Genomic DNA, 23759 nt, shown 5'->3' on the forward strand with positions numbered 1-23759 from the left:
AATCCTTTAGCTTGTGACTGCATCGAAGGGGACGGCACGTGCTTGGTTACTCGATGAATCGAGGCTTGCTGGTTTGTTCTCGTCGTGGGTGCGCTCGGCGAGTTCGTGCAAACGCAGCCAGTCGACAGTTAGTTGCAAGCCACGGGTTAAGTCGAATGCCGGTTGATAGTCAATCGTTTGCCGGATTTTAAGGTCGTCATAAACCGCCGATCTGACGAACAAGTCATTAATCTCAGCGGACGACGGTGTCGCGTCAAGTTCTCCCTTTAGACGCTTCATCATGCGACTGGCCAAGCCACCACGAAGATATATTTCCATCAGTTGATCTTCGAAACGGGACTTGATGGCTGAGGTGATACCGCCCACCACACCCAATACGCGAGTTCTCAGGCGAGCTCGTGTCGCAGAAACTTGTTGCAGCGGAGGTAAACCCAATTGAGCGTTGAACGCTTGAAAATATTCGTTCCATGTTGGGGGCTGTGGACCGTTAACGTTAAATGTTTCCCCTCGAGCCGCAGTCGATTCGAGGGATCGCAAGATTGCTTGTACCAGGTCGTCGACGTAAACAAGGTTTGCCCTGCCCTCCCCCAGTTCACCGAATAGTCCCCACTTTCCTGATTGCAGACGTTGGGCAACGTCGATGGACCAAGAGGCGCTGAATGGTCCATAAATTAGCGAGGGCCGTAAAATGGTGGGCAGCAGGCCTTTGTCGTGGAATGAGCGGCAAACTTGCTCGGCCTCCAGTTTTGCATCGCCGTAGGCTCTTCCTGTTGTGGTGAGTGTAATCTGTTCCGACACTAAACCCTGGTGGTCAGGACCGTAGACTTCCGCAGAGCTGAGATAGACAAAATCTTGAATTTTATATTGAACAGCGGCTTCTAATAGATTCTTCGTACCGGTAACAATTGTCTCGCGGTCGTCAGTGTAAGCGCAATGCACAATCGCATCAACGTTGGCGACTGCCCGTTCCACTTGCCCTTTATCCATAATATCGCAAACCACAATTTCGATTGGATGGCGAGCAATTCGAGCCGCTCGGCTCCAGTTGCGAATCGTCGCCACTGGCTCGCCCCAGCCGCTTAACTGTAGTGATTCCACCAATCGGCCACCTAGGAAGCCGGATGCGCCTGTTACCAAAATTCTTCGCTTGCGGGCGGGAGAGGCAGTTTGAAAATGTCGCTGCTGCAAAGCCGACGAAGAGAGGTGTGCGTTCCAGGTCATTTGATATGGCTGGAAACGTTCATAGGCGTGGGACATTAAACCGATCACGGGGAGGGTGCTTTCCCCCGTGACCATTGGTTTTGATTCGCTCCGTATGACTGCGATAAAATTTTCCAGACACGGTTTGGCAAAGTCGAGATATTTCAGTTTGTTGCTGCCGCATTTAAAACGTTGTTGCTTTCCTGACTTGAGTTTGACAGAAAATTCGTCCCAGTCCTCGGTCGCCGCGTCAATCCTTCCTAGTGCTCCTTCGATCTGGAAACGATTGCTGAGTGGTCCGAGTCGGCTGACCTTTAACTCGATTTGACAGGCTTGATGCTGCAACTTGATGGTGGCTAAAGCTTCCGGGCCTCCAGTCGCGTCATACTCGGCATTGACTAGTTCGGGGGTTGCATCCAGCCAATAGCAAATCGTGTCAACGAGATGTACGCCCGTGTCGGACCAAGCTCCTTTGGCGCCTGGCTGAAAGTGATGCGGGGAGGCGGCGGGCCAATCGAATTCAATCCCGTCGTGGTAGACAATGGAGCGTAATTCTCCCAGCACACCACTGGCGATCACGCTGCGGAGTCGTTGATAAGTTGGGAAAAAACGACGCGTCTGATTCACAGCCAAATGAGTACGGTGCTCTTTTGCCAAGCGAACGAGGGCTTCGGCTTCCGGCAATGATTCAGTGAGTGGCTTTTCGCAGAGGACATGCACACCGTTGGCGAGAAAAAACTTGCTCATCTCGAAGTGCATCGATGGCGGCGAAGCAATCACGACACCATCTACTTTGCCCTTTAATTCGCGGTAATCTTCCACGACACCGCAGGCGGCAAAGCGAGATTTCAGCGTCTGGGCTCGATCTGAATTGGTGTCGGCTAAGTAGATCCCCGCCGCGGTTGCTGGATTGGCTGCCAAGGCTGGCAAATGGAACAGTTCGGCAATCGCGCCACAGCCGACCACGCCGATGCGGATAGGTTGTTGGGACGAACGGTTCATGTGGTGGCTCGGGTGAAAAGGAAACTGCGTATTTCTTGCAGGTCGGAGCTGCGAATCGCTTGTACGATAAACAATAGGCCGATGTAGCTCAGCAACGCGGGCAACAGGATCATCGGCCAGGACCAATCGTGAAGACTGTGGACAACAAAACCCATGCCGAGGGAGGCGACGAGTACTCTCATCATAGTCACGCTTACTCTCCAACAAAGTTGTTTTGACATGGAGAAGAGCATATAGAAGATTGTGGCGACAAACCCCGCCAGAACGGTGCCCAAAGCTGCTCCGCTCGCTCCAAATCGATCGATCAAAAGATAGGTGGCAACGCCGTTAAACAGCAGACTAATGGCGGCGACGATTGCCGAACGGGACTGTTTGCCCTGAGCGAATAAGGCGTGGCTTAGAAATGGATTGAGAAACTCAACTAAGAGCACCCAAATTAATATCCTAACAACCGGCACGGCAGCGGTAAAAGATTCATCATAAAGGATGGCAACGATTCTATCAGCCATGACGGTGATACCGATAATCGCGGGCAGAGCCAAGAGGCACATCACCCGGACGGCTTGCTGAAACAAGCGGTCAAAGGCAGTTCGGGATTTGGAGTGCATCCGCAACATGATTGGAAACACCGCGGTGGTGAAACTCTTGGCAACGACACTTCCCAAGCGAATGAACTTCCAAGCGGCGCTGTAAAGCCCGGTCGCGACTTCTCCGCCCAGCCAAGAAAGTAAGATGATGTCTAAGCTCTGATAGATGGTTGCCAGCCAATTCTCGGTGGCGAAAATTCGCCAACGCATAGCCATACGCCGGGTGGCGGCAAAATTAAAGCGGTAGTGGATGGTGGCGATCTTACGCACGCAAACCCAGTAGAAAGTCACTTGGACGGCGCGGGCAAATACTAAGATCCACATCAGTTCGATAATCCCACCTCCCATGCTGATGGTGGCAAAGCTTAGCAAAAGCCGAAATAGGCTTTCGACAAACGTTCCCAGGGCAATGAATTCCGCTCGCTCTCGAGCAACCAAAATGGCCTCGAAGAGGGCCGCGATGGCTGCCGGAAAAAGAGCGAGGCAGCTCACCATGTTGGCCTGGATCGTGTCGGCTGAATAGGAAAACAAATATCCCAGTAGCAGCAAAACCAGGGGAGCCAACAGGCATAACAGGCTCACGATTGTGACGCTGGCGGTTAACAGTGTGGGCAATCGTTTGGGCCAGCGAGATACATCCCGCGTCAAAAGGATTGCCGCTGCCGTACTGGTCAAACTTAAGAATAATTCGAAGTAGTGAGTGGCGATGGCAAATTGGCCAAAAGTTGCCACGCCAACCGTTTTGGCCAAGTAGAGCACGAAGGCAAAACTGGCGACCATCCGGATCATCGTTCCGGATAGCAGCATCAAGGCGTTCTTCGATGTGCGAATGGCGTTGCTAGGCGGCATCAGTCGGGACTCCCGCCATGTCATGCCGGCGTGCCTTCGGTAGTTTCGATAGGCGGTACGCAGCACCGCCGATGCCGATGATCAGCCAGAGAATCTGGACTTGCGTGCGCGAATTGAAAATATCTACCAACATGTGAACCATATGGCCCGCGATTGCTCCCGCGATCGCCAAACCGATGGGAGCCAGCCAGCGATCGCGTCGCAGCCACGTCGCGAGCCCATACCGAAACCCAGTCCCTAGCACGGCGAGAAAAGCCAGCAGACCGAAGATTCCGGTTTCGATCCAAACGACCAAGTATTTACAGTGAATGGTGTAATACCACTCGGAGCGGAATTCACTCGAGTTGGCGACCCCTTCGCAAGCAAGGTGACAATTCCCCGCACCGTAGCCAAAAATGGGATTCATGCTGATTGTTTGAAAGGCGATGCGAGACAAATGCTTGCGCGAAACCGCGGAGTCGCCATCGTCGCCATAAACTCGTTGCTCTAAAACCTTTGCGAACGGCACGATGCTGATCAGCACCGCGGCGAAGGCGGCGGCCAGTGTCCAACGCGGTAGCCAGCCACGAACTAGCATGCCACCCCCAATTACGAGAGAGCCAAGGGCGGCGGTGAGTATGGCGCCGCGTGTTTGGGTGATTAAGATTGCCAGCATCCCGATCGCCGATCCGCTGGCCGCTAGCCACCAGTGAAAACGGCGGCGCACCACCAACATCAATACGGCAGAAGGTAGTAAAAAAATTGCCAGAACGCTGCCGCAGAGCACCGCCGAATGCATTGTGCCGGCCGGTCTTCCGTCATCCCAGACACTGAAGTTGAGCGGTCCGAGACCAAATTCTTGTCCATGCGCGGATGGCCCCAGGGCGAATAGGCCGAGTACGATCAGCGATTGAGTAACCATCGTGCCCATGGCAACCCAGATTGCAAATAGCAGATCGCGATAGCACGCTACCCGGTTCGCGACGTAGAAAAAAATTGCATATGCCTGCAAGAGTAAGATGAGGTCAAACAGGGCAAGCATTGGCACCGTCGCCGCCAAAACACTGAGTCCGACGATCATGATGTAGACAATCATCGGCAGCCCAAACAGAGGCTTTGTGAGTCTACGGCGGCGGCTCACCGCGGCGCTGGTGAACCAAATGAAGTAAAGGTAAGCAAAACAGAGCGTGGTAATTGAAATGTTGATACCACCGACGGCCCCCAGCATTGCATCTTGCTCTCGAAACATTAAGTATGTATCGATTTGCAAAGGGATTTCAAAAATACCGATGGCCAGGAAGATGCGTTCATGCCACCGCAGAGCATGCTGAGCGGTCAGACTTGAATTGCCCGACGCGAAAGGAACTGCAGCCTGCGAGTTTAGCAACATCGACGGTTTAGGAGAGGAGAAGCCGAGATAAGACTCGAGGCAGATGATTGCGGGTTTTATTCAGGATCACACCGGTTACCTTTGCTCCATGCTCCTCCAGACGGCGAATGATTCGCTCGGCATGTGGGCACTCCGTCTTTTCAGCTTCTACGACGACGAGTAGGTAATCGAGCTGCTTGGCGAGCATGATAGATTGTTCCGCTCGATTGGCTGCCGGTAGATCAAAGATCAATAAATCTAAATCACCACCGAATTCGATGAGCGCTTCGGCTACCGCGGCGGGGTTCTGGGTCAGAGAACTTAGGCCACGCGAGAGTGAACTGCAGATCAATCCCAGTTGTCGCTGGCCGTCATGCTGCAGGCAGTCATCCGGGGAGGCTTTTCCGGCCAGCAGTTCCGCTAGTCCTGGTGCCTCGTGCAGGCCAAAGGTTTCCGAAGTCGTGCGGCGTTTCCCATCGGCATCGATTAGCGTCGTTTTTAGCCCAGCATCTTCGCTCGCCGTCAGTGCCAAGGCCGCCGCCACAGCGCTGGCCCCGCAACCGTCATGAACTCCCAACACGCCCATGCTCAGACCGCGAACTTGATTCGGAAATCGACTTGATTTTGAGAGCATAACGTCGGCCAGAATGCCACGACAAATCTCTCCGATCTGAGAACTCGTGTCGAATGAGCGGATGCTGCTCGGAGATGAGAGGAGCGAGGTGTTTGGAATTGTCGCGATGATCGGCTTGCTTAATCCTGCCAAAAGATGGTCGGGTCGGCGGATGGTCGTCGTACTTAATTCCCGCACAAATGCCAACGCGAATCCGCCAAATAGGCCGAGCATTGTGAAACTGGCCAACAATAGTTTTTTGTTGGGGCTAAAAGCACGCTCGATTAAAGAGGCTGACTGGAAAACTCCCACGTTTGATATTTGATTGCTTTGTAGCTGATCAATCACACGAGCTTCTTCTTGCTTGTCCCGCAGAAGCCTGAGGCTGCTCTCCGCAAGGGAAATTTCGCGGTCGAGTTCACTGATCTTCAACTCGAATTCGAGCAGCTTGTCGATTTCCAACTGTGTTTCTAGGCGTTGGCGTTCACGCTCATTGATCAGAGATTGCAAGCCAACCACTGAAGTCTGCTTCCGCTGCATCTCCTCTAATAGGCGAACGCGAGCCGGATTGGGAGTCATACTTTGGTTTTCACGCTCGCTCTCAACCTTGGAAAGAATCGCTTGTGCGCCCTTTAACTGTTCGCGAACTTGGTTTAATTTCGGATGGCCATCATTGTATTTGGCGGCCAATTGACGTTCCTGCATTTCAAGCTCGTACAGGCGGTTCCGCATGGAACTCCAAGTGGCATCGATTTGTTGCTGCTTCGTGGCGACAATCTCTTCCTCGGTCGTGTTTGCCTTTTCCAGAATGTCCTCTATCTCTGCTTCGTACTGCTCCAGTGAGGAGCGGGCTACCAGCAGATCGCGATCGATTTCGGCGATCTGGGCGGTCAAAGCGGCTTGTTTTGAGCTGATTGAGGCAATTTTCTGATCTTGCAGCATCGTGCTGCGGCGATCGGCCAAGATGTTAAGCAACTTTTCAGCTTCATCGGCTTGTTCCAGAAAAAAGTCTTGGGAGCCCTCTGTCGCCGAGACGCGGACATGCTCCCTCAGGAATAGCTCTGTTAGCGATTCCACGATCGCTCGAGCCAATTGCGGTGATTTGGTTTCCGCGCGAATGCCCACCACGGTCGACTTCTTGGGAGAAGCTACCTGCAGGTTGTTCTGTAGGGTCAGTACGGCTAGCTCCTGGTCGCTGATGTCGTCCTTGATACCCGCTGCCAACAATACATTGTGTAGAGTGTCTGAGGCAAAACGTTTGAGGTTCGTCGTTGCCGCTTTGAAGGCGGAGGGTGGCGTGGTGTCATCGCTGGGGAGGTAGCCGTCGAGAATTGCGTCGACACCGACCTGAGCAACCACCTGCTCGGCCAATTGGCGGCTGCCGAGCACTTCTAATACCGAATTGACTTCCTCTTCCTGCGTTTTCTGCAGCATTAATGTTTGGCTAGTCGTGGCTGTTGGATCCAGAGACACGCTCTCGCGTCCGACGCGAATCAACAGCTTAGCCTCAGAGTAATACTTGCGTGGCCAAACGAGGATCGCCATCCAACCCAAAACGATTGCCAGCAAGAGGCAACCGATGATCAGCCGTTTGTGTACGAACGGAATTTCCAGGTAGGCCGCCAAGTTGAATCCCACACTTTCCTCATCCGCAGCCCCCTCACGCTGAATCGGGGAGGCAACGAGCGCAGCTTGCTGTGGCTGTACGAGCGTACGCGGAGCCGGTTTGTCCCGGCGGGAGATCCTGCCGGTTGCCAACCAAGACTCTTCGAACTCTGGTTCGTCTTCTGGATGATTCGTGTTCGGGGGTGTCATGGACCAACCGTGGCTTGGCACTCAAACGCTCGGATCGCGTCGCCGATTCGCTCAACGTGCTGACGAGTCATTTCGGGATACATTGGCAGGGAAACGATTTCGCCCGCCAATTGGTTACAAACGGGAAGCCCTGCCGGTCGGCAGGTGGAATCTTGAAAGGGTTGCGCTGTCGACAGCGGGTTAGGATAATGAATGCCCGCGTAAATCTTCTGCTCGGCCAAATGCTCTATCAACTGGTCGCGTCGCGGATGGCGAACGACGAATAGGTGATAGACGTGGCGAACATCCTCACGCTCGAGTGGCAGTTGGATGTCTTCGGCGTCGGCCAATACCTCGCGATACCAAGCGGCAATTTGCCGCCGCTGCTCCGTCCATTCTTCAATATATTGCATCTTGGTCAGCAGCACACACGCCTGCAGCGTGTCAAGTCGGCAATTGTATGCCAGCTGGTCGTGCCGATTCTTTACTTTTTGCCCATAATTTCTCAAAAGATTCAGCTTTTCGGCCAATTCTGGGCAGGAGGTTGTCGCCGCGCCCCCATCGCCAAAAGCGCCCAGATTCTTGCCAGGATAAAAGCTGAAGCAACCAATATCACCAAACGAACCGCAGCGTTGGCCAGAGATCTCCGCCCCATGTGCCTGGGCTGCATCTTCGACCACTTTTAACTGATGGCGTTTGGCAATTTCACAGATCTCTCGCATTCGGGCCGGTTGACCATAAAGATGAACAGGAATAATGGCTTTCGTCCGCTCGGTAATTGCCGCTTCAATCAACTCGACGTCGATGTTGAAATCTAGCGGACTAATATCCACGAACACGGGAGTCGCGCCGGTATAGGCAATCGCGAAGGGGGTGGCGGCAAACGAGTTGCCGGCAGTGATGACCTCATCGCCGGTCCCAATTTCCAAGGCCCGCAAGGCAAGATGCAAGGCTTCTGTGCCGTTTGCTAATCCAGAGCAGTGGGGAACTTGACAATATGCGGCAAAAGCGGTTTCAAATTCCTGCACTTCCTTGCCGAGAATATAACGGCCCGCGTCGATCACATCCGCCATTCTCGCAAGCACTTCGTCGCGAATGGTTTGAGATTGGGTTGCCAAATCCACCAGGGGAATCGATTCGTAATCCATGGAGACATTCTTGCTGTGAAGCGAAGGGTAAAGAAGCCAGTAGGCAAACGGGTGTAGAGATCAAAAGTCGTGGTTTACTGAAATGACAACACTGCGGACTGCCGATACATCAGAGGCTAACGCTCAGTCGAGAGGGCGGTTGTCAACCGCGACTGTCGTTGCCGGCAGTCTTCCCCGCAATGAGTACAGGTGGCTTGTTGGAAGCTGCCTGCTAGTCGTTGGCCGCAAACGCAGACGTCAGCGGAGTGCTTGGCTGGTGAGCCAATGACCAGCGCAAACGGAGCGACATCTCGAGTCACCACCGCACCAGCGGCGATCATGCTGTACGCGCCTAGCGTTATCCCCGGGCAGATGATCGCGCCTGCCCCGATCGCACAGCCTCGCCGGACCACTGTTTTGCAAAGCCAACTCTCGGGGCTCGCGTAACGATTCGTTACCTCCGCCATCCGTGGCGATCGTGGGTGTCGATCATTCGTAAATGTTACTCGTGGTCCAATGAAACAATCATCTTCGATTGTCACGCCGTCCCAGATGCAGACTTGGTTTTTAATCGTGACGTTATCACCGATGACCGCGCCACCCTCAATAAAGGCGTGATCACCGACGTTCACGTTGGCCCCCAAGCGTGCACCAGCCATGACGTGCGCGAACGCCCATATCCGAGTGTTAACGCCAACTTGATCGGACTCAACCAGCGACAACGGATGATGTGCCATGGAAAAACTTGAGGTATCTCGCCTGGAAAACTTCTTAAACGTCCGCGGTGGCCTGTAGCTCTACCGGGCGACCATTGTTCATCAGCGATTCATGGGCTGCTTCCAAAACCTCGACCACCTGGAGACCATTCTGGCCATCGGTAATGGGGGCTGCGCCCTCTTGGATACAACGGATGAAATCAGCACACTCCGCCTTTAACGGTTCTCTTTCTTGCACGTATGGGCTGTAGCTACCACCGTAGCGGTAGGAGAACTGGAACTCAGCATAATCAGTCGCTGGCAAAGGAGCCGCTATCCCTTTGTCATAGATTTTGATTTTTTCTTGATCGAGGTCGTCATAAACGGCCATTTTCCTATCACCGACAATCGTCAGCACACGTTCCTTGCGGGGATCAAGCCAACTTACGTGAATCATGCCCATTTTATTGCCGGCAAATTGCAGCGACAGATTGCAAACGTCATGAACTCCCTGGTTTAGATGAGCCAACCCGGTGCAACTCACCCGCTCCGGCAAGCTGTTGTGCAGGTAGATCATCATTGAAATATCGTGCGGCGCCAGATCATAAAGCGCACTGACATCGCGTCTGACGGGCCCCAAGTTCAATCGCCGACTGCTGATGTAATTGACATTGCCCAACTCGCCAGCGTCGACTAACTCTCGTAGTTTCAAAACAGGAGCAGAGTGCAAAAAAACGTGCCCGACGAACAATGTCCGCTGGTGGATGCGGGCCAGTTCGATCAGCTGACGACACTGCTCGACCGTCTGCGCTAGCGGTTTCTCCACAAATACATGCAGCCCGTTCTCCAGAGCGGCCGCAGCCAAGTCGAAGTGCGACTTTGTAGGCGTCGCGATCACGACTGCGTCAACGATGTCACGCTCGAGCAACGCTTGGTAATTCTCGATTGGATATACGCCTGGATACCTGTCTTTTATTCTCAGCAATTGGTCGTAGCTTTGGTCACAAACTGACGTGACTTTGCAACCTCCGAGCTCGGAAAAGCAGCGAACCAAGTTAGGTCCCCAATATCCGAGGCCGACGACACCAACGCGAATCATGTTGAAACTCTAGGAAGAATAGTGCGAAACGGAATTCAATAAAGTCGAGCTAGTTGTTCTGTCCGGAAAGCAGCAGGCGAACTGTTTTCACTAAAATCCAAGCATCCAGTTTGATTGAGCGTCTTTGGATGTATTCCAAATCCAGCTCAACCATCTCGTCGAAACTCAACGCGTTCTTGCCGCTGACTTGCCACAGCCCCGTAATGCCCGGCAGCACTTCAAATCGGTGTCGCTGCCAGGGCGGATAGTCTTCCCAACTCAACACGTCCGGTCGTGGACCAATCAGACTCATGTCACCACGAATCACGTTGAGCAGTTGCGGAAGCTCGTCGAGGGAATGGGCACGGAGGAAATGCCCACAGGGAATCAAGCGATGTCCGTACTGTGGCTTCGCCGCAGCTTTTCGCGAGCCAACTAAATCGGCCACGTAAGCACGATGCTCCGAATCAGTCTGTTGTGGTTGTCGCGGGTGCATCGTGCGGAATTTAAAAATAACGAAATCTTCCCCCATGCCTCCGATCCGTGATTGCTTGAACAACGCAGGCCCCGGTGATACCAGGCGGATAAAGATTGTGATTGCAATAAGCAGTGGTGATATTGCGATCAGTACTATCGATGCGAATACTATGTCAAAGCAGCGTTTCCAAAATGGGGTGCTTCGCCAGACCAAAGGCCCCTCCTCTGTGGAGTAAACCCTCGCATCAGCCGCCTCAATGAGCCCAGACTCTTTCGGTGTTGGCCGGGCCGTAAGTATTGCTTGATCGCAATCTCGCAAATGCAAATTCATCGGATTCTGTGGAGGACGGTGGGGGAAGTCCCTGATGGAGAAGAGACCCGCAACGAAGATCAACGCTTTACTGCGTGGAACGCAGCCGTTTGACTGAAAAAGTCTTGTCAGTGGCAGGGGGGGCGATCGTTGACCGCGGCTCATTATAAGTCAGGATTTCAAAAGTGCTAGAAAGCTGGGCGTTAAACTCCGCTTAATTTCCCTGGCTTCTCGCCTGACATGCCTTGGGTTCCGATTGTATGGCCCCCCAGATGTGTGTTCTTCTGTTTGCGTTGTCGCTTTATGGTGAGACAGGGGGTTAGAATAACGGTAAATCTTCCGCGTGTTTTCACGAGGGAGCACTTTTCTTCTTCGGGCGGGCAATATGCATAGTCATTTTAAGAGACGCTCCATGGCTGTTTGTATGGCGGTTCACTTTCATCGCAACCGCTGGGTGTTTGCCACTGTAGTCTTGGGGGGAGTGTCTGCCGTCTTGCTGGGTGTCGCCTGGTGGTGGACGAGCCAGCGACCAGAAGCAAGTGCTGTACCCACAAGTGCTGTACCCAAGGGTAAGCGTGCTGGACCCGAGGGAAATGAAACAGTTGCGGGGAATTGGTTTGAAAGTGACAGTGCATCGTTGGTCCTTTCTCGCAATCCAGGTTTTGTGGGGCCGGCGGCGTGTCAAGCATGTCACGCGGAAAATTACGTGGCGGTGAGCCAGAGTCGCCATTTCCGCGCTTGCCGACCCGTACTAGCGGAAGAGATGCCTAGGGCCTTCGCATTTGCTGGTGAAGTTGCCGATCAGGCTGACCAGTTTAAGTCAGTTTTCCAGACCCGTCATGCGGAGTTGAGATTCGAAATGCGGCGCGAAAACGACCAGTTTTGGATGGATACCTTCCAGCGGGCGGAGGGTGTTTCGGAATCAACTTCACCGGACCACAGTTCACGCTTCGACCTTGTGCTTGGTTCAGGTGGTAAATTTGATGATGTCTTTCTCAGCTGGCGTGATGATGGTTGGATGTATGAGTTGCCGATGGCTTGGCTGTATCCCAGTCAGCAGTGGGCTGCCAGTCACTTTGATCCAAACTCAGCTGGTGATCACTCGAGGCCGCTGACTGTACGCTGCCTGGAGTGTCATAACACGTGGGTCAATCACGTGGTTGGTACTGCGAACCAATATCAGCGCGAGGGCGCAATTTTGGGGGTGACTTGTGAATCTTGTCACGGACCTGGGGCCGAACACGTGGCGGCACACCAGGATAGCTCACAACAAGTGGATTCCCAGCATATCGTGCATCCTGGAAAATTGGATCGAGAGGGATTGATCGAGGTCTGCAGCCAATGTCATAGCAACACCATGAAGCGGCGCAAGCTGGCTTTCAGTCATCGCCCCGGCCAGCCACTGGACGAGTCTTTCCTGGCCCTAACAACGGAGCATCATGAGGATGATCATGTTGCCAATCAGACAAAGTTCATGCGGCGCAGCAAGTGCTTCCAGCAACACGAATCGATGACCTGCATCACTTGTCATGACCCCCATCATCAACCCTCGGCACCGCTGTCAGCACGGGAGGCGTGTTTTCAATGCCATCAATCGGCGGATTGTACCGACCGAGATAATTTGCCTGCCCCCGTGAAAGACCTTTGCATTGATTGCCACATGCCTCCCTATATCAAAATTAATGTCAACTTTCAGACCGAAGAGGATAGCTTTGTGACTCCGATTCGTCGTTGGCAGCACGAAATCGCTATCTACCCCGCCGCTCGCAAAGAAGTTCTGCGTGATTGGTATGCTAGCCAACCTGAAACTTCTGCCCAGCAGCAAGCTGAGCAACTGACCGACGCGTTGATTGAACATTACCTTGCCGAGGCCGAGGCGTGTCGTGAACAACATCGCTTATTAGGTGCGATCGCCGCCTGTCGAGAAGCTGTTCGCATTGATGATCGAGTGGATGTGCGAGAGGCCTTGCGGCAGGCTGTGGCCGACCAAGTTGCTCTCGAGGATCTGCGAGTTCAAGCAAACTTGATGTTGTCACAGCGAAGGTTTGCTGAAGTCGTGGAGGTGCTGCGGCAGGTTATCGCTATCAAGCCAGATGACGCTGTGGCTCATGGCCGATTGGGGACGGCTTTGGCGGAACTGGGTGATGTGGCGGCCGCTCGTCAGCATTGGGAAAAAGTCGTGAAGTATGATCCTAATGATGCGTATGGACTCGGCATGTTGGCTTGGATTGCGATGCGTGATCAGCGGTTTGCTGAGGCCCAGTCGTTGTATGAACAGGTGTTGGAAATTGAACCTTATGAGGCAAAAATCTATTATCACTTGGGTCTTTTGGCGGCCTATCAAGGGGATTATCAGCAAACAATTATTCGCCTGCGGAGAGCCTTGGAGATTGAACCATTGCATGTTGGTGCGATCGACGCCATGATCGCTGCCCTTCGCACGTCGGGGAAAGCTCTGGAGGCAGTCCGCTATGCGACACTCGCCGTTGAGCTCAGCGGTAAGCAGAATTTGGATACCTGGATGGTGTTGGCGGAATCCAGCGCGGAAGCTAACGATTTCGCCCGAGCCCAAGCGGCTGCCGGCAAAGCCCGCGTCATCGCTTTGCAGGCTGCCCCGGAACTTGTTGATAGGATTGATCGACAGCTGGCTGCCTACCAAGCTGAGGCAGCAGCGATAGGCAGCGATTAGCTACCAAGGCTGACGATTATGAAGAACTCGAGGAGTTCGTTTGGGCATTGCCGGAAAATTCGCTAGAATTTTAGTTCCGCTGAAACCCATCACCGAATTTCTAAGTAAGTTGCCAACTTTCCCTGAACAGTCTGATGCCAGGTAATTCCGCTAACGCTGACCAGCGTGATGGCTCCGACGTGACGATGTGGATTCGTTCATTGGAGACCGGAGATGCAGAAGCTGCGGAACAGCTCTGGGCGTACTGTTTTCCACGTTTGTTGAGCTATTCGCGGGGAAAGTTGCCAGCCGGTTTGCGGCGCGTCCTGGATGAGGAGGACGTTGCATTGAGTGCGTTCAAAAGCTTCTGCTTCGGGGCGGCCAAGGGCTCTCTTGGGCAAATTCAGGGACGAGACGAATTATGGAAACTGTTGTATTGCATCACTGCTAGAAAAGCTACCGGCGAGATTCGCCGAGAGACGCGGCAGAAACGAGGTAGCGGAAAGGTTAGTGGGGAGTCCGTGTTCATTTCGGCAGATGGTGGCGAGGTGTCCAGTGGCTTGCAGAACTTTCCCGCGGCCGAGCCCACCCCAGCTGAGCTGGTTGAGTTTACAAATCAGTGTGAAAAGCTGTTCGATATTCTGGACGATGACGTCTTGCGGGCGATCGCGATACTTCGCGTTGAGGGCTACGCGGTCGAGGAGATTGCGGCACGCGTTGGATGCGCGCGGCGTTCTGTGGAGCGTCGTTTAAATCTGATTCGCACAATTTGGACCCGAGAACTGGACAACTCATCTTGAATCAGTTCAGCCAACAAATCATGGGCGGAATTTTGGCGGTCGCCAGCCCTCTTTGGCGACACCAGATTGGCAGCCTTCTGCCTCTTGTCAAAACAGTAAAGATACTTGGCTGACGCCAAAACTGCCAACGGTTATTCGAGTGGTTTTTGGGTTGCGGCTCAGCATGGAAATCAATCGCCGGATGGCTTTGTTCGATGGCGAAGACTCAACGGTAAAGGAACTAGTGCGATGGCTCCGACGGTCGCGGCAACATCATTGTCTATCGCTGAATTGCGGCGGATCGAGGAATTGTGTACGCGTTATGAGCATCCTGAGGTCACCGCTGATCGTGATATTGCCGGCTTGGCAGCGACGGCAAACACGCCAGCCGAACGTCACTGGTTATTGCTGGAAATTATCGGCTTGGACGTCGAGTTGCGGCGGGACCGGGGAGAACAACCGTCGCCGTCCGATTACGAAAGCGTGCTCCAGGAGGATGATCTAAAAGTTGTTGGCGAAGTCTTCCGCAAGCTTCCATCACAATCAGAAACCTCGGCCTGCCGTTCCACACGCTATCAGTTCATTGATCAGGTGGGACGGGGGGGGATCGGTGAGATATGGCGAGTGTTCGATAAGCATTCGCAGCGATCGCTCGCGATCAAGCTGCTGCGGGCGCCTTTTCGGGATCAAAACGCGGCTATCGAAAGGTTGCGACGGGAGGCTTTACTGACGGGCAGTTTGCAGCATCCTGGTATTCCCCCGATCTATGAGCACGGTCAGCTTGATAACGGTGAATTTTACTTTTCGATGAAGCTCGTGCAGGGCAAAACCTTGGAGGAACTGTTAAGTTCTCAGCGAGCAAACGCTTACGATACCATTGAGGCACTCGGGTGGTTCGAGCAAGTTGCCCAAGCGATTGCCTTTGCCCATGCTGAAAAGCTCGTGCACCGCGATCTAAAACCTCACAACATCATGATCGGTCGCTTTGGTGAGGTCCAAATGATGGACTGGGGAATGGCCAAGCGTCTCGATCAGATGCAGGAGTTGGAGTCACCGGTTGCCCCGCACGACACTTTCGATTTCAGCGTCAGTGAGACTCCGCACGCCGCCGAATTGACATCGGCCGGCGATATCATCGGGACACCGCATTACATGGCTCCTGAACAAGCCCGCGGGCAACTGGAGCAAGTTGATGCGCGGGCGGATGTATTTGGCCTTGGGGTAATTCTCTACCAAATTCTCTTGGGCGAAAGGATTGACCAAGATATTGATCCCCAGCAGATTGTCGCCCGTCGCGCGGCAGGTGTCTTGGAGCCTGCGCTAGCCCGTTTGCGTGAACAAGGTGCTCATGTGGAATTGGCAAAGTTGTGTCAGCATTGCTTAAGTCCAGATCCGGCGGAACGTCCCCGCGATGCGGGAGTCGTCGCCGCGGCTATATCGAACTATCTGGTCAATGCGCAACGCCGCGTGACTCAGCTGGAAATCGAGCAGGCGAAACAAGATCTGCAGCGTCGAGAAAGTCGTCGCCGACAACGAATTCTACTGTCTGCCGCGATGGGAATTGTGGCGGTAGCCCTAGTCGGGATGTTCGCCTTCGCCTGGCAAGCAAATAAGACTTTAAAGGCGGCTCAAGTCGCCGAGGCTGCCGCAATTTCCGCCCGGGAAGAAGCGGAGGCGACTCGCAGAATTAATGACTTTCTTAATCAAGTGCTGGCAACTCCTCGCCCTGGCGAAAGCGGTAGCACAGTCACTTTACTGGCAGCGATCAATGAAGCGGTCCCATTGATTGCTGTGAATTTTTCCGACCAACCTCTTTTGGAAGCTTCAGTTCGCTTAACTCTGGGTGATACGTATCGAGAACTCGGTGAGCCCGAGTTGGCTGTCGAGCAACATGAGCTTGCACTCGCTGCTTGGTTGGCATCCTCGTCGAAAGATGAACTGGAATTACTTGAGTATAAAAGCCGGCTGAGTGGTTCGCTCAGGAAACTTGGTGGCGAGGAAGATTTACTTAGGGCTGCCGCTCTGCGAAGCGAAGTCATTCAACGACGCAGCGAGCTGCTCGGTGAGGACCATCCCGATACGCTAGACGCCATGAATGGTTTGGCACTCATTCACACTGCACTTCGTGAGTATGAATTGGCCGAAGCATTGTATCTGCAGTTGATCTCGTTGCAAGCGAAAGACCCCGCAACGGAAGCGATCGATCGGGCAATACCACTCGGCAATTTGGCCGACCTACAGCTTCGCATGAAGAAATTTGATGCCGCCGAACGGAGTTTTAAGCAATCGCTTGCGTTGCATGAGTCGCAGCCTGAAGGTGATTATTTATATAGCGTGCAAATTTTATACGGGGTATTGTTGGATGAGCTAGAACGTTATCAGGAATCCGAAGTCATGCTGAGAAAAGGTCTCGCTGGACGTCAGGAGTATTTAGGGCCGCTGCATCGTCTTACTTTGTCCGCGCATCGGAAACTGTGTCGCATGCTCTTGGCAGCTGAAGCCTATGAAAAGGCGGAGGCGGATGTGTGGGCCTGTTGGCGGAGTCATCAAGAGCTATACGGACCAACGTCCTCCTATACGATCGGTGTTGAGAGTTACCTCATTCCCGTTATGACGGCGGTGGGAAAAACGGCGGAATTAGAGGAAATCTTGGTGTCGACTTACCAAGCAGTTGTCGCCGAGTATGGCGCCGATCATGAAAAGGCGCAAATCGCACTTGAGCGTCTTGAGGAATTGCGTGCACCCTGACCTGACGCTGATGCTGACCGGCGTCGTTTTCGTCCATGGGAACGCAGGCGGTTTCTCTCGCTTGCTGACGGCACGTGTCTGCTAAGCTCTGTTCGCCATGCCAGCTTGTTTTCATCGAGCGTAGGCCAGCGTCTGTGCGGCGGCGATCGCATTCACTAAATTACTTGTGGATGTCGGTACGTTTTTGGAGCGAGCCCTTGAGCAACGAATTCATGGAACAGGACTTTCATGGGATGACCAGTGAAGGGGTGGTCGCCCTTCTGGAAAGTGACGACAAGCACGGATTGATATTGCCGGAGGTGGCCAAGCGTCAAGCACGCTTCGGCCCCAACGCCTTGCCCGCGCAGCAATCTCAAGGGCTGCTCCTGACCCTCTTTTTGCAATTTAATCAGCCTCTGATTTATCTCCTGTTGGCTGCTGTCGTCGTCACGGCAGCGTTAGGCGAATGGATCGACTCGGGAGTTATCCTTGCAGTCGTGTTGGTCAACGCGTTGATCGGTTTTTTGCAGGAATCGAAGGCGGCGAAGGCATTGGAAGCGTTAGCCAAGATGTCGGTTACCGAGGCTCGCGTGCTGAGGGACGGCGAATTGCATCATGTGCAGTCGGCGGAACTCGTGCCGGGGGATATTGTCGTCTTGCAGTCGGGTGATAAGGTGCCGGCAGATATGCGTCTGCTCCATTGTCGCGAGTTGCAGATTGACGAATCGGCATTAACCGGCGAATCAGTGCCGGTCGAGAAAAGTTCAGCTCGCTTGGACGCTGCGGAACCATTGGCCGACCGAGTTAACTTGGCTTTCTCTTCAACATTGGTGACATACGGACAAGGTCGTGGGATTGTCTTCGCCACCGGAGTCCATACGGAAGTTGGACGGATCGGAGAGCTGGTTTCCAATGCGGATGTGTTGGAGACTCCGCTGACGAGGAAGATTGCCAGCTTCAGTAAGTTGTTGCTGGTCGTGATTCTTGTACTCGCCGCTGTCACCTTCGTTGTCGGAGTAATTCGCGGGCAGTCAGCCTTTGACATGTTTATGGCAGCAGTTGCCTTGGCCGTCGGAGCCATTCCGGAAGGACTCCCGGCGGCGGTCACAATTACGTTGGCGATTGGTGTCAAACGCATGGCGGGTCGTCAAGCAGTCATTCGCAAGCTACCCGCGGTGGAAACCTTGGGTAGCACGACCACAATCTGCTCCGATAAAACCGGCACCCTAACGGTAAATCAGATGACGGTAAACGCGGTCTGGGCTGGCCGCCAGCATTACACCCTCACCGGTACCGGCTATGCCCATGAGGGGCAAGTCTTGGACAAAGCTCAACAGCCTGTTTCCCGGGCCAGCAAGGGTGGCGGCGCGGCCGAAAACGCGCTTCAGCAATGTTTGATGTGTGGATTTTTGTGTAATGACTCGGCGTTGCTATTGCGAGAAGAGCAGTGGGAAGTCGAAGGAGATCCAACGGAAGCAGCGCTCATTGTTTCCGCGCGGAAATTTGGCATTGATGATGATTTTCAGCTGTCAAAATACTTGCGTTTGGATGCAATTCCTTTTGAGTCCCAGTACCAATACATGGCCACCCTGCATGCTGGCGTGGCGGATGATTCGCGAGTGATTTTTGTGAAAGGTGCGGTGGAGGTTGTGTTGCGAAAGTGCCATTCAATGGTCGATGACAAGGGACGACGGATTGAAATTGACGAGGCACAAGTATTGGCCCAGCAGGAGGCGATGGCAGCCAGCGGGCTGCGGGTGTTGGCTTTCGCTGCAGGTGAAATGCCCGTCGGGGCCGCCGAAATTGGCCATGCCGACATTGATAGACTGATTTTTTTAGGGTTGCAAGGCATGATCGATCCGCCTCGTCCTGAGGCAATCGAAGCTGTGCGGGCATGTCAGGAGGCGGGAATTCGCATCAAGATGATTACTGGCGATCACCCGGTGACCGCTGGTGCCATCGCAAGCAAGCTTGGTATTGACGGCTTGGACTCGTGGGAGTCAGCCCAGTCTGTTTCAGTGACTGGCAGTCAGCTTGCGGAGTGCAACGATGATGAATTGTCAGACCTCGTGGACCGCGTAGTCGTTTTTGCGAGGGCTACCCCCGAGCAAAAGTTGCGACTGGTGCGAGCTTTGCAGACTCGCGGGCATGTGGTCGCGATGACTGGGGATGGGGTAAACGATGCGCCCGCGCTGAAGCAGGCCGACATTGGTGTTGCCATGGGCGTGGGGGGCACGGAGGTGGCAAAGGAAGCTGCCGATATGGTGTTGACAGACGATAACTTTGCCACCATCAAGGCTGCTGTTGAAGAGGGACGCAGCGTCTTTGACAATCTCACGAAATTTATCGTCTGGACATTGCCAACCAATGCGGGCGAGGGGCTCTTGATCCTGACGGCCATTTTTGCTGGCGTCACTTTGCCACTTTTACCGGTTCAGATCCTCTGGATCAACATGACCACCGCGGTTCTGTTAGGGCTGATGTTGGCGTTTGAACCCAAAGAGCCTGATATCATGCAGAGGCCGCCGCGAGACCCTCAGGTGCCGCTGTTGACTGGTGCCTTAATCGTGAGAATCGTGATTGTGGCTCTGATTTTGCTCGTTGGTGGGTTCGCATCATTTGATTGGGCTTTGGGCCAAGGATACTCCCCAGCGGAGGCCAGGACCGTGTCTGTAAACGTGTTTGTCATGGTTGAAATGTTTTATTTGTTCAACTGTCGCTCACTGACCAAATCGATGTTTCAAATTGGATTATTTACGAATCGCTGGATTGCGGTCGGTGTTTCCAGCATGATTTGTCTCCAGCTTGCTTTCACGTACTTGCCCATCTTCAACCTCTGGTTCTCCAGCGCGCCGATTGGCTGGGAGGCTTGGGGGCGAATTCTGCTGACTGCCTTCGCAACTTACGTGGTGGTTGGGCTGGAAAAAAGTTTGCGGCGTCGCTGGGTGCGGCGAAAACATTAGCGTCGCCTTTTGAACGAAGTACCTACATTGCTCCTGTTCTTGGTAGTGATTGGGCGCGGGCGATACTGATGGCCTTGTAGACGCGATAAATCAAGCTTGTAAACATGATGGCAACTAACAGCGAACCGACACCAACCATTGCCAGAAGGATGATTTCTAAGTCGCTACTGAAGGATTGGAAAACTGTGCTCGCAATTGCCAAGATGGTGATTATGCCCGCAGCGATTAATATGGTTTTTCCCTTGTCTCGTAGATCATGGCGTTTTAAATATGTCGAGATTCGCATCATAAATAACACGAACATAATCACCGATAAAAGAGCTAGCAGAGCCTCCGATAAATTAATGATTTGACTAGCGAATGAATCAAACATGATTCCTGAAATGCCTTCCCCAAGCGATAAAGTCAATGCGAGTAATTGGCAGACGACCGCAGTGATGATCATGCCTTTCGCACCTGTTTCCGCCGGTGTCATCAAGCAGACCAGCGGTCCGATGATGAGCAGTAGCAGGCCAATCAGCAGGATTAAACCAATGGCGATTGCGAGGGGAGGAAAACCGAAGACGGCTACGATCGCTGCGCAATAGGACAGAATCACGATCATCAACCCGTAAAACGTGATCTGCAGTCCCCGCTCGGTACTGGCCAAAGCTTGCATGTTTTCCAGAGGCGATACCAGGGTTAATTCGCTGGTCTCGCTGGGAGGTGCGAAAGGATTGGGGGTATCTGGCATTGTGAACTCCTATCGTTAATGGCAAGCATCTGGTACTTGACGATAGTTTATCAGCTAGCAGAGGGCGTTGTTAGGGTGACTGAGCATCCGGCGTGGGGGCTTGGAGGTCTAGCGGTGGACGGTTCGCTCTATTCCGCAGCCAATTCATCGTGGACAAGATCGGCTTCCGAGTCGCCAAGTATCGCTCCAAACGAAACTTGCCTGGAAAATTTATCAACGTGAGTCCCAGTAAAATACTGATGATCCCCTGCCCCGGGAGCACGAGCATGGCAATCCCCATCAGCACGAAGACCACGCCGGCTAAATTTTTGCCCAGCAGCCAAGCGTAGTAGACAAAAAGAGCAAAACCACGTGGTTTCGCCCGGTGCCTGCGATCATGGTTGAAGTAATCAGCGGGAAGCCGCACGATAATCGGCGGGATTGCGAGCAGTGATCCAAAGAACATCAAAACGGACCCGGCAGCGAGCCACCATACCCAACGTGAATCAAAATTCATCAAAACTAATCCATCGTCGACTTGCGGACGGAGTCTAAGTTGGGGGAATTGCTCCTAAAATGGTACAAAATTCCCGTCGGTTCGCATTGAATTTTTCGTTTGCTAGGAATTAAAAATCGAAAATATAGGGGGAAATCGCAGTTTTCTGACCCTTTTCTGATTTCTCTCGATTACTTGACAGGCAAATGTGCAAGTAAACCGTTTGCGTGGTGTGCTCCCAGGCGATAGACTCTGGCAATCTTGGGGGCGGCCAGTGGGCAACCGTATGCTTTACGACGTCCCTTCATGCAGTAACTTTGAGAATGTACAAATGGCTGAAGGCACGATTAGAAAATTGACCGACAAGGGTTTTGGATTCATCAGTACTGGTGGGGAAAACGACCTGTTTTTTCACTCATCAAGCGTTTCTGGTGCTCGCTTTGAAGAATTGCGTGAAGGCCAAAAGGTATCATTCGATGAAGGCCGCGGACCGAAAGGCCCCTGCGCCGAGAACGTTAACCCTCTCTAATCTCAATGTTTGTTCTGACAAACTAATTTGAGTGCAGAAAATCTAAAAGCACTAATCACATAGTTCGCATCGTCTGATTTAGGTCAGCGTGCGAACTCTGTGCCGAATAAAATTTCAAGGGCTTTTCTAACTGTTTGAATATTCTCTGCTCAGCCAACCATAGTTAGGTCTGGCAGCGGAGAATGTTCTCAGTTGAACTTCTACCTTAAGCTCTTTCCTCGCGGAATTTTATTCCTCAGCAGCCCGCAGTGAGGCGGCTATGAGTACTTCGTCGTTGCGGGCGTAAATCACACCGTCCGCGATTGCAGGATGGGACCACACGACGCCGTTGCGCCGATTGAGTTGTCGTCGGGTAGGCTTTATCAATTGGCTGCGTGAACGAATTTGAGGTCCTTGCGGCGACAGGCGAGTCAGCAGTAGTTCACCCTGGTCGTTAAGAATAATTTCATCCTCTCCGTTGCGAATGATGTGGACTGTGGCCCAGCGAGCTTTGGGGACCAGCGAGAGATCCTCCCAGACGCGGTCGCCGGTGCTTAGCTCTAGGCAGCGAAATTCGCCGTAACTGTCAGCTCCGTAAATGTGGTCGCCCTTGATGATTGGGTTGGAAATCATTGCGTGCAGGGCGTCCGTATTTCGCTCGTCGATCCCAATTCTTCGCCAATCCGTGGTGGCTTTTGGTTGATTCGCAGCAAGATCGATTAGCAAAGAACCGTCATAGAATGAGGAAACAAACAATTTGGTTCCTTGGATCACCGGCGTCGGCACGCCGATTGGCATATTCCTCGGCAGCATTGGAATTGACCAAAAAACGTCGCCGTCAGTTGGGTTGATTCCCGAGACGCTTTCGCCCGTCCAGCAGACAACGACGTCAGTTTCCCCTTGGCGAACTAAAATCGGCGCGCTGTATCCAGCGCGGTCATCGAGGGCTCGCCAGATTTCATTACCAGTCTTCACATCCAGGGCGACTAGGCAAGCTCCTGGGCCGCCAGCAACTTGGATTACTCTGTTTCGGTATACCAGTGGAGCCGTGGTGATACCCCAGTTAGGCATGTCGATCTTATACTGGTCGTTTAGATCGCGTGCCCAAAGCACTTTTCCCGAATCTGCCTCAAGGCAGTGAAACATCCCCATGCCTCCAACGGCGAATGCTCTGCCACCCTCAATCGTGACTGAAGCTCGTGGGCCTGAGGCTTCGTAACCGATCTTGTACTGAACCGGATACTCATGTTGCCAAACCAGCTTTCCATCAGTGGCGCGGAAGCAAAGAATGCGCTCGGTGGCTCGCACGTCGTCCGGGGAGCGGTCCGTTAAGTACACAAGGCCGTCCGCAATTGTGGGGCCGCTATAGCCAGGGCCTACGGCCACGGTCCATTTTTTCGGGATTTCCCCGACTGGCAATGATTTCATCAAGCTCGGGTCATCGATCGTCGCGTTGCGGTCGATACCCCGCCACTGCGGCCAGTCTTGCCCAAGGATATCGCCAGCAAAGCAAGCAATCAGTGAAATTGCGGCAAAAATATGCAAGAACAAAGGCATGCGGCTGGCGAACCTCTCGCGGCGTTCGCGCAGGCACCCCGAATCCTTGGTTGGATTTTTGGCAAAACGATAAAGCATCAAGCGGTCCTTCATAGGTAGGGAGGAACTGTCATTTCTATTGTATCCGAACAGTCACCGCGTTGTAGGGTGGCGTCGTATCTCGCAGGCGTACCCGCTCGCTATTGACAACGCGGATTGCTTTTTTATTTAAATTATGATGTTGCGTGCTTGTCTGTTGCTTGGCCCCTTAGGATGGTCTCGAAATTCTC

Annotated in this window: 16 protein-coding genes; 5 read left to right on the plus strand and 11 right to left on the minus strand. The window is 53.3% G+C overall.

The window, feature by feature from the left end; genetic code table 11:
• Window positions 1-6: 6 nt before the first annotated feature.
• The 8 genes from SH139x_RS04860 to SH139x_RS04895 form a co-directional block, all read right to left on the minus strand.
• On the minus strand, window positions 7-2202 hold the full coding sequence (locus SH139x_RS04860; RefSeq protein WP_488354161.1) for an NAD-dependent epimerase/dehydratase family protein: 2196 nt from the start codon (window positions 2200-2202) through the stop codon (window positions 7-9).
• Entirely contained in the window at window positions 2199-3638 is a 1440-nt protein-coding gene (locus tag SH139x_RS04865; protein ID WP_488354162.1) for a flippase, read from the minus strand. Before SH139x_RS04865 ends, SH139x_RS04860 begins: the two co-directional genes overlap by 4 nt.
• Window positions 3628-5007: an O-antigen ligase family protein gene (locus tag SH139x_RS04870; RefSeq protein ID WP_488354163.1), complete on the minus strand. Its 1380-nt coding sequence runs from the start codon at window positions 5005-5007 to the stop codon at window positions 3628-3630. The genes SH139x_RS04865 and SH139x_RS04870 overlap by 11 nt, the downstream gene beginning before the upstream one ends.
• A gap of 7 nt (window positions 5008-5014) precedes the next feature.
• Window positions 5015-7414, minus strand: coding sequence for a GumC family protein (locus SH139x_RS04875; RefSeq protein ID WP_488354164.1), 2400 nt, complete (start codon window positions 7412-7414; stop codon window positions 5015-5017).
• A complete protein-coding gene (locus SH139x_RS04880) occupies window positions 7411-8541 on the minus strand; it encodes a DegT/DnrJ/EryC1/StrS family aminotransferase (protein ID WP_488354165.1) in 1131 nt (376 codons plus the stop codon). Before SH139x_RS04880 ends, SH139x_RS04875 begins: the two co-directional genes overlap by 4 nt.
• 116 nt (window positions 8542-8657) lie before the next feature.
• A complete protein-coding gene (locus SH139x_RS04885; protein ID WP_488354166.1) occupies window positions 8658-9257 on the minus strand; it encodes an acyltransferase in 600 nt (199 codons plus the stop codon).
• A gap of 34 nt (window positions 9258-9291) precedes the next feature.
• Complete coding sequence (locus SH139x_RS04890) at window positions 9292-10314, minus strand: Gfo/Idh/MocA family protein (RefSeq protein ID WP_488354167.1); 1023 nt, start codon at window positions 10312-10314, stop codon at window positions 9292-9294.
• Between the two features lie 49 nt (window positions 10315-10363).
• Window positions 10364-11245: a sugar transferase gene (locus tag SH139x_RS04895; protein WP_488354168.1), complete on the minus strand. Its 882-nt coding sequence runs from the start codon at window positions 11243-11245 to the stop codon at window positions 10364-10366.
• 247 nt (window positions 11246-11492) lie between these two features.
• Here SH139x_RS04895 and SH139x_RS04900 point away from each other — a divergent pair, with 247 nt between their 5' ends.
• The 4 genes from SH139x_RS04900 (at window position 11493) to SH139x_RS04915 (ending at window position 20217) form a co-directional block, all read left to right on the plus strand.
• Window positions 11493-13769, plus strand: coding sequence for a tetratricopeptide repeat protein (locus SH139x_RS04900; RefSeq protein WP_488354169.1), 2277 nt, complete (start codon window positions 11493-11495; stop codon window positions 13767-13769).
• 134 nt (window positions 13770-13903) lie between these two features.
• Entirely contained in the window at window positions 13904-14548 is a 645-nt protein-coding gene (locus tag SH139x_RS04905) for an ECF-type sigma factor (RefSeq protein WP_488354170.1), read from the plus strand.
• Between the two features lie 228 nt (window positions 14549-14776).
• Window positions 14777-17275, plus strand: a complete 2499-nt coding sequence (locus SH139x_RS04910; RefSeq protein ID WP_488354171.1) for a serine/threonine-protein kinase — start codon at window positions 14777-14779, stop codon at window positions 17273-17275.
• 212 nt (window positions 17276-17487) lie between these two features.
• Complete coding sequence (locus SH139x_RS04915) at window positions 17488-20217, plus strand: cation-transporting P-type ATPase (RefSeq protein ID WP_488356160.1); 2730 nt, start codon at window positions 17488-17490, stop codon at window positions 20215-20217.
• A 22-nt stretch (window positions 20218-20239) separates the two neighbouring features.
• Here the strand turns inward: SH139x_RS04915 and SH139x_RS04920 are convergent, their stop codons facing one another.
• Window positions 20240-20950: a hypothetical protein gene (locus SH139x_RS04920; RefSeq protein ID WP_488354172.1), complete on the minus strand. Its 711-nt coding sequence runs from the start codon at window positions 20948-20950 to the stop codon at window positions 20240-20242.
• A 70-nt stretch (window positions 20951-21020) separates the two neighbouring features.
• Entirely contained in the window at window positions 21021-21446 is a 426-nt protein-coding gene (locus SH139x_RS04925) for a PGPGW domain-containing protein (RefSeq protein WP_488354173.1), read from the minus strand.
• Between the two features lie 310 nt (window positions 21447-21756).
• Between SH139x_RS04925 and SH139x_RS04930 the strand changes: the two genes are divergently transcribed.
• Window positions 21757-21954 (plus strand): cold-shock protein, encoded by a 198-nt coding sequence (locus tag SH139x_RS04930; RefSeq protein WP_488354174.1) that lies wholly within the window; start codon window positions 21757-21759, stop codon window positions 21952-21954.
• A 228-nt stretch (window positions 21955-22182) separates the two neighbouring features.
• Here SH139x_RS04930 and SH139x_RS04935 read toward each other — a convergent pair whose 3' ends face one another.
• Window positions 22183-23568: a PQQ-binding-like beta-propeller repeat protein gene (locus tag SH139x_RS04935; protein ID WP_488354175.1), complete on the minus strand. Its 1386-nt coding sequence runs from the start codon at window positions 23566-23568 to the stop codon at window positions 22183-22185.
• Window positions 23569-23759: the final 191 nt, after the last annotated feature.

It is taken from the genome of Kothea flammea, from assembly GCF_052161645.1.
Classification (GTDB): Bacteria; Planctomycetota; Planctomycetia; order Pirellulales; family Pirellulaceae; genus Laterigemmans.

What these genes read in the sequence shown, in the direction of transcription:
- SH139x_RS04860 (WP_488354161.1), bottom strand. Translation starts at nt 2,202, where the DNA reads ATGAACCGTTCGTCCCAACAACCTATCCGCATCGGCGTGGTCGGCTGT.
- SH139x_RS04865 (WP_488354162.1), bottom strand. Translation starts at nt 3,638, where the DNA reads ATGCCGCCTAGCAACGCCATTCGCACATCGAAGAACGCCTTGATGCTG.
- SH139x_RS04870 (WP_488354163.1), bottom strand. Translation starts at nt 5,007, where the DNA reads ATGTTGCTAAACTCGCAGGCTGCAGTTCCTTTCGCGTCGGGCAATTCA.
- SH139x_RS04875 (WP_488354164.1), bottom strand. Translation starts at nt 7,414, where the DNA reads ATGACACCCCCGAACACGAATCATCCAGAAGACGAACCAGAGTTCGAA.
- SH139x_RS04880 (WP_488354165.1), bottom strand. Translation starts at nt 8,541, where the DNA reads ATGGATTACGAATCGATTCCCCTGGTGGATTTGGCAACCCAATCTCAA.
- SH139x_RS04885 (WP_488354166.1), bottom strand. Translation starts at nt 9,257, where the DNA reads ATGGCACATCATCCGTTGTCGCTGGTTGAGTCCGATCAAGTTGGCGTT.
- SH139x_RS04890 (WP_488354167.1), bottom strand. Translation starts at nt 10,314, where the DNA reads ATGATTCGCGTTGGTGTCGTCGGCCTCGGATATTGGGGACCTAACTTG.
- SH139x_RS04895 (WP_488354168.1), bottom strand. Translation starts at nt 11,245, where the DNA reads ATGAGCCGCGGTCAACGATCGCCCCCCCTGCCACTGACAAGACTTTTT.
- SH139x_RS04900 (WP_488354169.1), top strand. Translation starts at nt 11,493, where the DNA reads ATGGCTGTTTGTATGGCGGTTCACTTTCATCGCAACCGCTGGGTGTTT.
- SH139x_RS04905 (WP_488354170.1), top strand. Translation starts at nt 13,904, where the DNA reads ATGCCAGGTAATTCCGCTAACGCTGACCAGCGTGATGGCTCCGACGTG.
- SH139x_RS04910 (WP_488354171.1), top strand. Translation starts at nt 14,777, where the DNA reads ATGGCTCCGACGGTCGCGGCAACATCATTGTCTATCGCTGAATTGCGG.
- SH139x_RS04915 (WP_488356160.1), top strand. Translation starts at nt 17,488, where the DNA reads ATGGAACAGGACTTTCATGGGATGACCAGTGAAGGGGTGGTCGCCCTT.
- SH139x_RS04920 (WP_488354172.1), bottom strand. Translation starts at nt 20,950, where the DNA reads ATGCCAGATACCCCCAATCCTTTCGCACCTCCCAGCGAGACCAGCGAA.
- SH139x_RS04925 (WP_488354173.1), bottom strand. Translation starts at nt 21,446, where the DNA reads ATGAATTTTGATTCACGTTGGGTATGGTGGCTCGCTGCCGGGTCCGTT.
- SH139x_RS04930 (WP_488354174.1), top strand. Translation starts at nt 21,757, where the DNA reads ATGGCTGAAGGCACGATTAGAAAATTGACCGACAAGGGTTTTGGATTC.
- SH139x_RS04935 (WP_488354175.1), bottom strand. Translation starts at nt 23,568, where the DNA reads ATGCTTTATCGTTTTGCCAAAAATCCAACCAAGGATTCGGGGTGCCTG.